Origin of the sequence: Stomatobaculum longum (assembly GCA_000242235.1) — a bacterium.
Classification (GTDB): domain Bacteria; phylum Bacillota; class Clostridia; order Lachnospirales; family Lachnospiraceae; genus Moryella; species Moryella longum.
Genome location: JH590861.1, coordinates 102,193 through 114,954, shown reverse-complemented (window position 1 = coordinate 114,954; position 12,762 = coordinate 102,193). Strand labels below are relative to the sequence as shown.

The window sequence follows — 12,762 nt, the reverse complement described above, 5'->3', positions numbered from 1 at the left end:
TTCCTCACTTCTTTGTTTCAGTCAATGTCCAACAGGATGTGCTTTGACCGGCGAGCGGAAGCCGCTCTTAAGACAGCGCGAATGGATTTCGCAATCTTGCCGCCCTTGCCGATGACTCGCCCCATGTCCGCCTCGGCGACCGAGAGTTTCAGCACAATCGCGTCCTCTCTCTCCTCCTCCGTGACACGGACTTCCTCCGGCCGGTCAACCAGCGCCTTTGCAATGACTTCCACCAACTCTTTCATCGTCTTATTCCGTGATGCCTGCGAGCTTTAAGAGCTTCGCGACGCGCGGTGTCGGCTGCACGCCGTTCTTCAGCCACTTCTTCGCCTCTTCCTCTTCGAACTTGATCACGCTCGGCTCCTTGGTCGGATCGTAGAGGCCGATCTCTGCGATGAAGCGACCGTCACGCGGGCTTCTCTCGTCCGCGATGATGATGCGGTAAAACGGTGCCTTCTTCTGTCCCATTCTGCGAAGTCTCATCTTAACTGCCATTGTAGTTTCCTCCTAAAAATCGTTGATTTGTATTTGCAATGCAAAATTTGCAGTGATACCGAACTTAAAAACCGAGCTTTCCGAACAGTCCGCCGAGCCCGCCGCGACCGCCGCGGTTCTTACTCTTCATCATACCCGGGAGCTGTTTCATCATCTTCCGCATCTGCTCGAACTGCTTGACCATGCGGTTCACCTCGTTGATGTCCACGCCCGCGCCCCGCGCAATGCGGTTCTTCCGCGACGGGTTCAGAATCGACGGGTTGGCTCTCTCTTCCTTGGACATCGAGAGTATCATCGCCTCGACGCGGCCCATGTGGCTCTCGTCGATCTCCGGCATGCTCGCGCCGGCCGTCGGCATCATCGCCATGATACCCGCGATGCCGCCGAGCTTCTTGACCTGCTTCATCTGGTCCAGGAAATCGTTGAAGTCAAACTCCGCCTTCTTGAGCTTTTCGCTCATGCGGCGCGCCTCGGCCTCGTCGACCTCCGCCTGTGCCTTCTCAATCAGCGAGAGAATATCGCCCATGCCGAGAATGCGGGATGCCATGCGGTCCGGATAGAACTGCTCGAGGTCGGAGAGCTTCTCGCCCATACCGACAAAGAGAATCGGCTTGCCGGTGACCGCCTTGATCGAGAGCGCCGCGCCGCCGCGCGTGTCGCCGTCGAGCTTGGTCACAATCACGCCGTCCACGCCGACCTTGTCCTCGAAGGTCTTCGCGACATTGACCGCTTCCTGACCGGTCATCGCATCGACCGTGAGCAGCGTCCAGTCCGCGCGAAGCGCTTCTTTGATGCGCCCGAGCTCCTCCATCATCTGCTCGTCAATCTGCAGACGACCCGCGGTATCGACAATCAGGATATCGTTGTGATCCTGCCGCGCCTTCTCGAAGGCAGCGCGGGCAATGTTTACGGGATCCACGCCGCTTCCCATCGAGAAGACCGGGACGCCGACCTTTTCACCGTTCACGCGCAGCTGTTCAATGGCCGCCGGGCGGTACACGTCGCAGGCCGCGAGCAGCGGTCTGTGTCCCTTCGCCTTTAACTTTCCGGCTAGCTTGGCGGCTGTGGTCGTCTTACCGGCACCCTGGAGACCCGCCATCAGAATCACGGTGATGTCCCTGTCCTGTGCCATCTTGATTTCCGTCGTCTCGGAGCCCATGAGCTTAATCAGCTCTTCATTGACGATCTTGACGACCTGCTGCCCCGGCGTCAGGGACTCGAGCACCTCGGCGCCGACCGCGCGCTCTTCGATGCTCTTCACAAACTGCTTGACGACTTTGAAGTTCACATCCGCCTCGAGAAGCGCCATGCGCACTTCCTTGAGCGCGGCCTTCGTATCCGCCTCGCTGAGCTTTCCCTTGCCGCGGAGGTCGCGGAACACGCGCTGTAACTTTTCGGTTAAACTCTCAAATGCCATAGGCTTCCTCCTTAGCGCGCTGTGAGCTGCAAGAGCTCGTCCGTGAGTTTCTGAATTGCCGGGAGCGCCGTCTCTCTGTTGCCGCCCGCACAAACGGCTTGAATCGCGGTGAGGATGCGCTGCTCTTCGCGGAACTTTTCCGCGAGGTGCAGTTTTTCCTCATACGCGTAGAGCTGTTCTTCGGTGCGGCGCACGAGATCCGAGACGCCCTGGCGGCTGATGCCCGCCTCCTTCGCGACTTCGCTGAGCGAACAGTCGAGAAAGACGACCGCCTCAAATATGTGTCGCTGGTGCTCGGTCAGAAGCTCCGCGTAAAAGTCAAAGAGAAGGTCGCGATCCGCGAATTTCTCTGCTCTTTCTTTTCCCATGCGTCCCAGTATAAGAAAAACCGGGAGTGCTGTCAAGTATTTTTCCTTGACACTCCCGGTTCCATTTATTCCTTCGTCTCCGCGGTGCCCTCCGGAATATTCCAGAGTTTTCTCGGCCCCTTGCGGTTGATGAACATCGCCTGGGTCTTCGAGTAGGGGAACTTCTGGCTCGTGTAGAGGCCATAGTAGCCCGATAGCGTGAAGCAGACGGCAATCGCAAACGCATAGTACGGCATGCCCGCAAAGCCGAATATCTCGAAAGTCATGAGTAACGAGGTGAAGGGGCTGTTCGTCATGCCCGCAAAAAAGGCCGCGACACCTATGCCCGTGTAGAGCGGCACCGGCAGGCCGAACCAGCCGGCAAAGGCCGCGCCGAAGCAGGCGCCTATGGTGAGGGTCGGCACAATCTCTCCGCCCTTAAAGCTGCCGAAGAGGCAGGCGCAGGTGAATATCATTTTAAAGAGAAAGCTGTACCAGGCCGCCTCGCCCCGATAGGCCTTCTCAATCAGCGCAAAGCCGCCGCCGTTAAAGTCGAGCGCGTGCGTAAAGAACTGCTGGTTCAGCGCCGTCAGGCAGAGCAGCGCGACCGCGCCGACCACACCGCGCATCCACGGGTTCGGGAAACGCTCCGCCGTATAGCGGTGTCCGCGATACAGAAGAATGCTGAAGGCCATCGCGAGAACGGCGCAGAGCACCGCAAAGAAAATGACCATGACCGCGCCGCGCAGGTTAAACGCCGGCACTTCCGTGACCGGGAAGGCCTCGCCGTAGACACCGAAGCGCACCGAGACATGGGCCGCGATAAATGCCGCGAAGAGGCAGGGAATCAGCGCCGCGTAGTACATGATGCCGATAGAAATCATCTCCATCGGGAAGATGGCCGCCGCGAGCGGCGTCCCGAAAATCGCGGCGAAGCAGGCGGACATGCCGCACATAATCGCGATACGCTTATCCTTCTCGTCCATACGAAACGCCTTGGAGAGCGCTTCGCCGAGGCTTCCGCCGATCATGAGCGCCGCGCCCTCTCGTCCGACCGAAGCGCCGACCAGATGCGAGAGCACCGTCGAGAGAAAGATGAGCGGCGCGGTCTGCACCGTGATGTGTTTGCCCTCGGTGATCGAGTCGATGACGGTGTTGGTGCCGCCGTTTTTCTCCTCGTGTAAGAGCTTCTCGAGCCCCACAATCAACATCGCCGAGAACGGCGCGAGCAGCAGAAACTGCGGATGTGCGTTCCAGTTTGCGGTTCCGAAATCAACGCCCTTCCGGAACAGCATGCCGATAAAACCGACCAGCAGGCCGGTGACAATCGCGTAAAGCGTCCATTTTACGAAATAGAGCAGGTTGCTCTTTGCCGACTCATTCACCGTAGGTCCCCTTCGAGCGCACAAGTTTCGGGCGATACCCCTCTTTCTTCAGGCGCTCACAAATTTTTTCTTTGTGTTCGGTGCCAAAAGCCTCCATCGTGATACGGAGTTCCACCGCCGCATTGCGGTTGATGCTCACAAACTGGTTGTGCTCGAGCTTAATCACGTTGCCGCTCTCCTCGGCGATGACCTCGGCAACGCGTGCAAGCTGGCCGGGCTTATCCGGGAGCAGCACCGAGACTGTGAAGATGCGGTCTCTCTGAATGAGGCCGTGCTGAATCAGAGACGCCATCGTAATCACATCCATGTTGCCGCCCGAGAGAATGCTCACAATCTTCTTGTTCTCGACATCGAGGTGCTTCAGCGCCGCGACGGTCAGAAGACCCGAGTTCTCGACGATCATCTTGTGGTTCTCGACCATGTCGAGGAAGGAGACAATCAGCTCATTGTCCTGAATCGTGATGATGCCGTCCAGGTTCTTTTGGATATAGGGGAAAATCTTCTCGCCGGGCCGCTTCACCGCAGTGCCGTCCGCAATCGTGTTGGCACTCGGCAGCGTCACGACCTCGCCCGCCGCGAGCGAAGCCTTCATGCAGGCCGCATTCTCCGGCTCCACGCCGATCACATGGATGTTCGGATTCAACAGTTTCGCGAGAGTCGAGACGCCGCTCGCGAGGCCGCCGCCGCCGATCGGCACGAGAATGTAGTCGACCGTCGGCAGCTCTTTCACGATTTCCATCGCGATGCTGCCCTGGCCGGTTGCGACCGTCAGGTCGTCAAACGGATGCACAAAGGTGGCGCCGGTCTCGGCCGCAATCTCATAGGCGCGCTTTAACGCGTCGTCAAAGACATCACCGGAGAGCACAACCTCCGCGCCGAGCGCCTTGGTGCGGTTAATCTTCATGAGCGGTGTCACCGTCGGCATGCAGACCGTCGCCTTCACGCCCGCGAGCTTTGCCGCAAAGGCGACGCCCTGCGCGTGGTTTCCCGCCGAAGCGGTAATCAAGCCTTTTTCCCGCGCACTCTCATCCATCGTCGAAATCTTATAGTAAGCGCCGCGCACCTTGTAGGCGCCGGTCTGCTGCAAATTCTCCGGCTTAAAGTAGACCTTGTTGCCGCTCTGCTTGGAAAAGAAGTCCGAGTAAATTAACTTAGTTTCCTTGGTCACCTCGCGGACTCTGTCGCTTGCCTCTTCAAAAGCCTCCAATGTCATCGGTTCCATACCGCTTATGCCTCCTCTTCACTCTCTCTGTCCGGCTCTCTGGCGAACAGCGCCTCGACATACTGCCCTGCGTCAAACTTTCTGAGATCGTCAATCTTCTCGCCGACGCCGATGTACTTGACCGGAAGCTTTAACTCCGCCTGAATCGCAATCGCGACACCGCCCTTTGCGGAGCCGTCGAGCTTGGTCAGCACGACACCCGAGATATCGCAGATGTCGCCGAACTCCTTCGCCTGCTCGATTGCGTTCTGGCCCGTTGTGCCATCGAGCACCAAAAGGGTCTCTCTCCGGTACTCCGGCAGCTCCCGCTGCACCACGCGGTCAATCTTCCGTAGCTCCTCCATCAGATTCTTCTTGTTGTGGAGCCGGCCCGCCGTGTCGCAAATCAGAAGATCCGTGCGCCGCGCGCGCGAAGCCTGGCAGGCGTCGAAGACGACCGCGGCCGGGTCTGCGCCCGCCGTCGCCTTGACCATCTCGACCCCGGCGCGCTGCGACCACGCCTCCAGCTGCTCGATGGCCGCCGCGCGGAAGGTATCCGCGCCTGCGAGCAACACGCGTCTGCCGTCTGCCTTCGCCTGCGCCGCCATCTTCCCGGCGGTTGTCGTCTTGCCGACACCGTTCACACCGATTAAGAGCAACACGGAGGGGGTCTTCTCAAAGTCATAGGCATTTTCGCCGAGGTCCATTCTGGACTTGATGCTCTCGATCAGAAGATCCCGGCAGGCGCTCCGCGCCCGCACATGTCTTTCCTCTGTCATGGCGCGCAGCTCTTCGAGAATTTCCTCCGTCGCGCGGACGCCCACATCGCCGGTAATCAGAATCTCTTCGAGTTCATCATAAAAGTCATCGTCCACTTCTCCGGGTCCGTTGAACAAATCGTCCAGGCCGTAGACCACTGCCTTGCGGGTTTTCTCGAGTCCCGCCACGAGGCGGCTGAAAAATCCCTTTTTCTCTTCTGCCATTGTTCCTCCTACTTGTCCAGCTGGTCTTCAATGAGGCTCACCGAAACCAGCGCAGAGACGCCCTTCTCCTGCATCGTGATGCCGTAGAGGCGGTCGGCCGCCACCATGGTGCCGCGCCGGTGCGTGATCACGATAAACTGCGTGTTCTTTGCGAGCTTTTTTAAATACTGCGCGTAGCGATCCACGTTCGAGTCGTCGAGCGCTGCCTCAATCTCGTCGAGGAGCGCAAACGGCGAGGGCTTTAAGTTCTGAATCGCAAAAAGTAGCGCAATCGCCGTGAGCGCCTTCTCGCCGCCCGAGAGCTGCATCATGTTCTGCAGCTTCTTGCCCGGCGGCTCTGCGATAATCGCGATGCCGGCCTCGAGCAAATCAACGCCCTCCTCGAGCCTGAGTTCTCCCTTGCCGCCGCCGAAGAGCTCGCGAAACACCTGGTTAAAGGCGCGCTGAATGCTGCGAAAGCCCTCGGCAAAGCGCTTCCGCATACCGATGTCCAGCTCTTCAATGGCTTTCCGAAGTGCGTCCTCGGCGCGTTGCAAATCCTCGCACTGTGCGCTGAGGAAGTTGTGCCGCTCCGAGACCTCCTTGTAGTCCTCGATTGCGTTCACATTGACATTGCCGAGCGCGCGCATCGCATCTTTCTTCTCGCGTATCGTGCGTCGCGTCTCCTGCATGTCGCCGAAAGACGGATCTCTGTACTGTCTCGCGCCCTCCTCGGTGAGATTATACTCGCTGAGGATGTACGCGCACTGCGCATCCCGCTGCTCGGTCTCCTTGTCCCGCTGCGCATTCACGCGGAACAAATCTTTTTCGAGCTCGGTGCGCCGCGCTGTGATTTCATCCCGCTTCTCAAAGTGTTTCTTCTGCTCGCCGCTGTGATTGCTCTTCTCGGTCTCAAGCGCCTCCAGTTCGCCCTCCAGGGTCTTAAGCGTAGCTTCGAGACCGGTCAGCGCCTTCTCCTCTTCGGCGGCGCTCCGCTGTTTCTCGGCCGCCGCCTGTCTCGCGGCCTCGCTCTCCCGCTCGAGTGCTTCGACTTCGGCAGCGTAGCGCGCGACCTCGTCGGCGACACGGCGCAGATTTTCGCGGAGGTGCCGCTGCTGCTCGCCGGCGAGGCTCGCCGCGACCGCGGTCTCCGACTGCTGCGCGAGCACGGCGCTGTAGGCCTTCCGCTTTTCGTCGAGGAGATTTTGTAACTTCCGGATTTCTGCCTCCGCGTCGCGCTGCTTCTCCTCAAGGCCCTGCAAATCGCCCTGCAAGCCTCCCCGGTTCATCGCAAGTGCCTCGAGACTGCTTGTGATTTCGCGCCGCTCGGTGCCGAGTTCGCGGAGCTGCACTTCGAGTTCCTCTTTCTTTTCGCGGAGAGTCTGTCTCGAGAGTTCTGCCCGATTTAAGCTGAGCGATACCTCGTGCTCCCGCTCGCTGAGCGCCTGCAACGCTTCCGTCGCAAGGCGAAGCGTCTCGCGGAGCTCTTTTAACTCCTTCTCCTCGGCCTCGTTCCGGCTTACCAGCTTCTCCTGCGCCTGCCGCAGCTCTTCGATTTCGCGGCGGCGGCTCAGGAGATTCGAGTTGTTCCGGAAGGTGCCGCCCGTCATGGAGCCGCCCGGATTCAGCTGATCGCCCTCCAGCGTCACGAGGCGGTAACTCTGGCGATATTTTTTCGAGATTGCAATCGCGTGGTCAATCGTGTCTACCACAATGTCCCTGCCGATTAAGTTCTCGATCACGACCCGGTAACGCTCATCGGTCCGCACAAGATTTGCCGCAATGCCGAGCACACCGGGCTCTTTCAGAACCGCGCCCGGGTCAAAGGGGCGTGGGTGCTGGGCACTCTGCGGCAGAAAGGTCGCGCGGCCGTAGCGATTTTTCTTCAGAAATTCAATGAGCTGCTTTGCCGTCTCCTCGGTGTCGACGACAATGTTCTGCATTCTTCCGCCGAGCGCAATCTCGATTGCCTGCTCATAACGCTTGTCGACCGAAATGAGATCCGCGACCACACCGAAAATACCGCGCACGCGGTCCCGGACGCCCATGACGCGCTGCACGCTCTGTCCGAAGCCCTCGTAGCGCTCCGTAAAGTTCTGCAGCGTCTCGAGGCGCGCGGCATTCGACTGGTATGCCTTCTGCGTCTCACGGAGCAGCATAAGCAACGCGCTCTCAGCCTTCTTGCTCTCCGCAATCTTCTCGTTCCGGAGTGCCCTCTCCGCTGCCGCCGCCGCTCTCTCATCCTCCAGCGCCTTCGTCTCGGCCTCGGCGCGCTGCAGCGCGCTCTCGATGCCGTCAAAATCGGTCTTCAGCTGGAGCAGGCGCTGTGCGCTCTTCGAGGCGCGGATATTCGCTTCCTGCATCATCGCCTCATAGCGCGCGCCGCGGGAACTCATGTCCGCGTGCTCGTTGATCAGCGAAATAACCGCATCTTTTTTAGACTGTAACTCCTCTTCGAGCGCCTTGACGGCAGCGTCCGCCGCCGCTCTCTCTTGCTCCGCCGAAGCTGCGCGGGCAGTCGCCGCCTCGGCTGCTGCCGCCGCTTCCGCCTGCTGTGTACCGAGCGCAGCCCTCTCTTCTTCCCGGCGTCTGCGTTCTTCCTCGCTCCGCGCCCGGCGCAAAGAGATCTCTTCGACCTTCGCCTGCTCGGCCTTTGCCTGCTCGTGCAGCACGGCAATGCGGCCCTCCGCGGCGCCTCTCCCGGTTCTCAGTTCCTCGATTTCTCGCCGTTTCCCGGCAATCGCACTGTCCAGTTCTTCGAGCAGCCGGTCGAGAGACTCGTACTGCCGCTTCAGAGCCTCTTCTTCACCGACCGCCCGGTCCACTTCGTCCCGCAAAATGGCCGCCCGCTTCTCAATCTCGGCGAGCACCTTCCGCGACGCGTCGCTCTGCAGGAGGAATAAGTTCAGGTCAAGTGCTTTCACCTCATCCCGAAGTTTTAAATACTTCTCCGCGGTCTCCGACTGCTTGCGGAGCGGCTCCACCTGTTTCGAGAGCTCCTGCAGGATATCGGAGACGCGCACCAGGTTGTCGTGCTCCGTCTGGAGCTTCTTCTCGGCAGCCGCCTTCCGCTTCCTGAATTTCGTGATGCCCGCCGCCTCGTCAAAGAGCTCGCGCCGCTCTTCGGGTCTGCCGGACAGGATTTTCTCGACCTGACCCTGGCCTATGATCGAATACCCTTCCTGCCCGATGCCGGTGTCCATAAAGAGCTCATTGACATCTTTCAGACGGCAGGGACTGCCGTTTAAGCGATATTCGCTCTCGCCCGAGCGGTACAGCCGTCTGGACACTGTGACTTCGTCGTAGTCGAGAGACAGCGCGCGGTCGGCATTATCCAGCGTAATCGCGACATAGGCAAAGCCCTGCGGCTTCCGGTTCGCCGTGCCCGCAAAGATGACATCCTGCATGTTGCCACCGCGGAGACTCTTTGCGCTCTGTTCGCCGAGCACCCAGCGCACCGCGTCGCCGACATTCGACTTGCCGGAGCCGTTCGGGCCCACAATGCCGGTCACGCCGTGCTGGAACGAGAAACAGATTTTATTTGCGAATGACTTAAAGCCCTGTACTTCTATGCTCTTTAAGTACATGTGCCGCCCTCCGCAATGCCGAGCGCAAGGAGCGCCGCATAGGCCGCCCGCTGCTCCGCTTCCTTCTTGCTGCTGCCTTCGCCCTCGGCGAGCGGCACGCCGTCCCGGAGCGCCGCGACCGTGAAGCGCTTCAAGTGCTCCGGCCCCTCCTCGCCGCGCAGTTCGTACGAGAGCACGGCATCCTTGTCCTTCTGAATCTCCTCCTGGAGTATGGTCTTTGCGTCGTAAAAATAGCGCTTGCCCTCAATGTCATTCAGGATAAAGCGGTCAATGTAAGCGCGCGCCGGTGTGAGACCGCCGTCCAGATAGATGGCACCGATTACCGCCTCCATCGCATCGCTCACGATGCTCGGGCGCAGTCTGCCGCCGGTCATCTCCTCGCCTCTTCCGAGCAGCAGATAGGGCGGAAGCGGAATCTGCTCCGCGCAATAGGCGAGTGCCGGCTCACAGACAAAGCTCGCGCGCAGTTTCGTGAGCTCGCCCTCGCTGAGTTTCGGTTTTTCCCGGTAAAAGAAATCGGAGCTCACAAGCTCCAGCACGGCGTCCCCCAGAAATTCCAGTCTCTCGTTGGAACCCAGATGACCGCTGTGCGCCTCATTCGCAAATGAGGTGTGTGTGAGTGCCAGAACCAACAGTGAGCGGTCCCGGAACGTATAGCCAATCTTTCCCTCCAACGCCTCAATGGTCTCGGAATTCAAATCCTTCTCCTCTCATCGCCCGGCAGGGAGCGCGCGAATGGCGCGCTCCGCAGACTCGACAGACTGAATCTTGTCGAGCGCCTCGGGCGGAAAATGCAGGTCAAAGAATGTTTCGAGTGCGAGCACAATGCGGTAGCGCTCCAGGGAGTCCGCGAAATAGACTTCCGTGAAGCTCGCGCCGTCATCGAGCTCTGTGAGCGGGAGTTCCAGTATCTCTGCGACAATGCGCCGAATCTCATCCCTCTCTGACATTCACTGCCTCCGCAATACTCTGTAATACATGCTGCCTCTCAAAGGTCTCGCACTGCAGCACAGCGTTGCAGACCTCCGCCGCCTTTGCGTTGCCGTGCACCTTGACCACAAGACCGCGGAGTCCCAGCATCGGCGCGCCGCCGTAACGGGAGGCGTCAAAACTCTGCAGCGCCTCTTTGAGCGCCGGCTTGAGTAGCGCCGCACCGATTTTACTCCGCAGATTCGACATGGCAGCTCGCTTGATGATGTGCTGGAAAGTAGATGCGGTTCCCTCGATGGCCTTTAGCACCATGTTTCCGGTAAAGGCCTCCGCGACGCAGACATCCGCCTGCCCGTGCAACACTTCGCGTGCCTCGATGCTGCCGATAAAGTTAATCCCGGGCGTCGCCTTGAGGAGCGGATATGTCTCCTTGACAAGCGCATTGCCCTTCTCCTCCTCGACTCCCACATTCAGGATCGCGACGCGGGGCTTTTCAATGCCGAGCGCCTTCTCCATGTAAAGCGAACCCATCTCGGCAAACTGCACGAGATGCGCCGCCTTCGCGTCCACATTCGCTCCGGAATCGAGGAGCAGCGTCACGCCGCCGTCTTCGGTCGGAATGAGGGGGGCAAACGGCGCGCGCTCCACGCCCGGCAATCTGCCGACCAGCACCTGTCCGCCGACCAGGATTGCGCCGGAATTGCCGGCCGAGACAAAGGCATCCGCTCTCTCCTCGCGGATCAGCTTCATACCGACCACGAGAGAGGAATCCTTCTTTTTTCGCACCGAAACGACCGGGACATCGCCCGTCTCAATCACTTCCGATGCCGGTACAATTTCGAGGCGCTCCGCCGGATACTGCTGCCCCACCAGCTGTCTCAGAATTTCTTCCTTGCCGCAGAGCAGAATCTTTACCGCCTCACTCTTTTGAAGTGCCAGAAGGCAACCCTTCACAATTTCGCCGGGCGCATTGTCGCCGCCCATTGCGTCCACTGCAACTCTCACCATATGATTTCACCTCTGTGTACCTAATGATAAAGCAAAGCACCCTGCCCCGCAAGTTGTAAAGAAAACCGCCCCGGACTTTCGTCCGGAGCGGTTCATGCATTATTTCGCAGGAAGAAAGGCTCAGTCAGCGACTTTCACGATCTCCTTCTTATTGTACGTCCCGCAGTTCTTGCAGACGCGATGCGGCATCATGAGCTCGCCGCACTTCGGGCACTTGACAAGGTTCATCACGCCCATCTTCCAGTTGGCTCTTCTCTGATCTCTGTGGCCCTTGGAAGATTTATTCTTCGGACAAATCGACATCCTGAAACACCTCCTCACCTCGTAGCGTTAACGGTTATAAACCGCAATCATCCATTTCTGGCATAACAGGCTTAGTGTAATATACAACATCTATCCTGTCAAGCTGTTTATGACACTTATGCGAGCGCTGCCGTCACAATCGCCATCGAATAGACCTCGAGCGCGTTGCAGCCTCTCGAAAGGTCGTTGATCGGCGCATTCAGACCGAGCAGAATCGGGCCGTAAGCGTCGAAGCCGCCGAGTCTCTGTGCAATCTTGTAGCCGATGTTACCCGCATTGATGTCCGGGAAAATGAAGGTGTTCGCATAGCCTGCGACCTTGCTGTCCTTTATCTTGGTGCGCGCGACGGTCGGGGAAACCGCTGCGTCAAACTGCATCTCGCCGTCGATTGCCTCGTCCGGGAAAGCAGCCTTTGCCTTTGCGCAGGCATTTCTCATCTTGTCGACATCCTCGCCGGAGCCGGAGCCCACGGTCGAATAGCTGAGGAAAGCAACCTTCGGGTCAATGCCGAAAATCTTTGCGCAGTTCACGGTCTCGCCGCAAATCTCGACGAGCTCGTCCTCGGTCGGCTTGATGTTGATTGCGCAGTCTGCCATTGCGAGCAGCTCGTTGTCACCGGTTGCGGACGGACGAACCAGGATGAAGCAGGAGGAAACAATCTTGTTGCCCGGCTTGGTCTTGATGATCTGAAGCGCCGGACGAACCGTGTCTGCGGTGGAGTAGGTAGCGCCGCCGAGCAGGCAGTCGCCGATGCCCATCTTGATCAGCATGGTGCCGAAGTAGTTTGCGCCGGAGAGAATCTTCTTCGCCTGCTCCGGGGTCACGCCCTTCGACTTTCTGATCTCGCAGAACATCTCGACCATCTCGTCAAAGCGGTCAAAGTTCTCCGGATCGACAATCTGTGCGCCGCGGATGTTGTAGCCCGCATCCTCCGCCGCTGCCTCGATTGCCGCCGGGTTACCGACCAGAATCGGCTTTAAGAAGTTGCTCGCCAAGAGGCGCGATGCCGCCTCGAGAATACGCGGATCCGTACCCTCCGTAAACACGATGGTCTTCGGGTTCCCCTTGAGCTTGTTAATCATAGTGCCGAATGTATACATAAGGTTTTCCTTTCTCCCGTTCCGGGA

At 59.1% G+C, this 12,762-nt stretch carries 13 protein-coding genes; all 13 read right to left on the bottom strand.

Features of this window, described 5'->3' with window-relative positions; genetic code table 11:
• Nucleotides 1–17: 17 nt before the first annotated feature.
• The 13 genes from HMPREF9623_RS00510 to pta all read right to left on the bottom strand — a co-directional run bounded on the left by HMPREF9623_RS00510 (nucleotide 18) and on the right by pta (nucleotide 12,735).
• Nucleotides 18–245, bottom strand: a complete 228-nt coding sequence (locus HMPREF9623_RS00510) for a KH domain-containing protein (RefSeq protein WP_009531929.1) — start codon at nucleotides 243–245, stop codon at nucleotides 18–20.
• Nucleotides 246–249: 4 nt separating this feature from the next.
• Entirely contained in the window at nucleotides 250–495 is a 246-nt protein-coding gene (gene rpsP / locus HMPREF9623_RS00505) for a 30S ribosomal protein S16 (protein ID WP_009531928.1), read from the bottom strand.
• Nucleotides 496–559: 64 nt separating this feature from the next.
• Nucleotides 560–1,912: a signal recognition particle protein gene (gene ffh, locus HMPREF9623_RS00500; protein WP_009531927.1), complete on the bottom strand. Its 1,353-nt coding sequence runs from the start codon at nucleotides 1,910–1,912 to the stop codon at nucleotides 560–562.
• 11 nt (nucleotides 1,913–1,923) lie between these two features.
• The gene (gene ylxM / locus HMPREF9623_RS00495; RefSeq protein ID WP_040799264.1) at nucleotides 1,924–2,280 is read right to left on the bottom strand and encodes a YlxM family DNA-binding protein; all 357 of its coding nucleotides are present in this window, start codon (nucleotides 2,278–2,280) and stop codon (nucleotides 1,924–1,926) included.
• Nucleotides 2,281–2,345: 65 nt separating this feature from the next.
• Entirely contained in the window at nucleotides 2,346–3,644 is a 1,299-nt protein-coding gene (locus HMPREF9623_RS00490; protein WP_009531925.1) for a chloride channel protein, read from the bottom strand.
• Nucleotides 3,637–4,866, bottom strand: a complete 1,230-nt coding sequence (gene ilvA, locus HMPREF9623_RS00485) for a threonine ammonia-lyase (protein WP_009531924.1) — start codon at nucleotides 4,864–4,866, stop codon at nucleotides 3,637–3,639. Before ilvA ends, HMPREF9623_RS00490 begins: the two co-directional genes overlap by 8 nt.
• A 5-nt stretch (nucleotides 4,867–4,871) precedes the next feature.
• Nucleotides 4,872–5,828 (bottom strand): signal recognition particle-docking protein FtsY, encoded by a 957-nt coding sequence (gene ftsY, locus HMPREF9623_RS00480; protein ID WP_009531923.1) that lies wholly within the window; start codon nucleotides 5,826–5,828, stop codon nucleotides 4,872–4,874.
• Nucleotides 5,829–5,836: 8 nt separating this feature from the next.
• Entirely contained in the window at nucleotides 5,837–9,394 is a 3,558-nt protein-coding gene (gene smc / locus HMPREF9623_RS00475) for a chromosome segregation protein SMC (protein ID WP_009531922.1), read from the bottom strand.
• Complete coding sequence (gene rnc / locus HMPREF9623_RS00470) at nucleotides 9,385–10,092, bottom strand: ribonuclease III (protein WP_009531921.1); 708 nt, start codon at nucleotides 10,090–10,092, stop codon at nucleotides 9,385–9,387. Before rnc ends, smc begins: the two co-directional genes overlap by 10 nt.
• Nucleotides 10,093–10,104: 12 nt before the next feature.
• Nucleotides 10,105–10,344, bottom strand: coding sequence for an acyl carrier protein (locus HMPREF9623_RS00465; protein WP_009531920.1), 240 nt, complete (start codon nucleotides 10,342–10,344; stop codon nucleotides 10,105–10,107).
• On the bottom strand, nucleotides 10,328–11,332 hold the full coding sequence (plsX, locus tag HMPREF9623_RS00460; RefSeq protein WP_009531919.1) for a phosphate acyltransferase PlsX: 1,005 nt from the start codon (nucleotides 11,330–11,332) through the stop codon (nucleotides 10,328–10,330). Before plsX ends, HMPREF9623_RS00465 begins: the two co-directional genes overlap by 17 nt.
• Before the next feature lie 120 nt (nucleotides 11,333–11,452).
• Nucleotides 11,453–11,635, bottom strand: coding sequence for a 50S ribosomal protein L32 (rpmF, locus tag HMPREF9623_RS00455; protein WP_009531918.1), 183 nt, complete (start codon nucleotides 11,633–11,635; stop codon nucleotides 11,453–11,455).
• A gap of 116 nt (nucleotides 11,636–11,751) precedes the next feature.
• A complete protein-coding gene (gene pta, locus HMPREF9623_RS00450; protein ID WP_009531917.1) occupies nucleotides 11,752–12,735 on the bottom strand; it encodes a phosphate acetyltransferase in 984 nt (327 codons plus the stop codon).
• Between the last annotated feature and the right edge of the window lie 27 nt (nucleotides 12,736–12,762).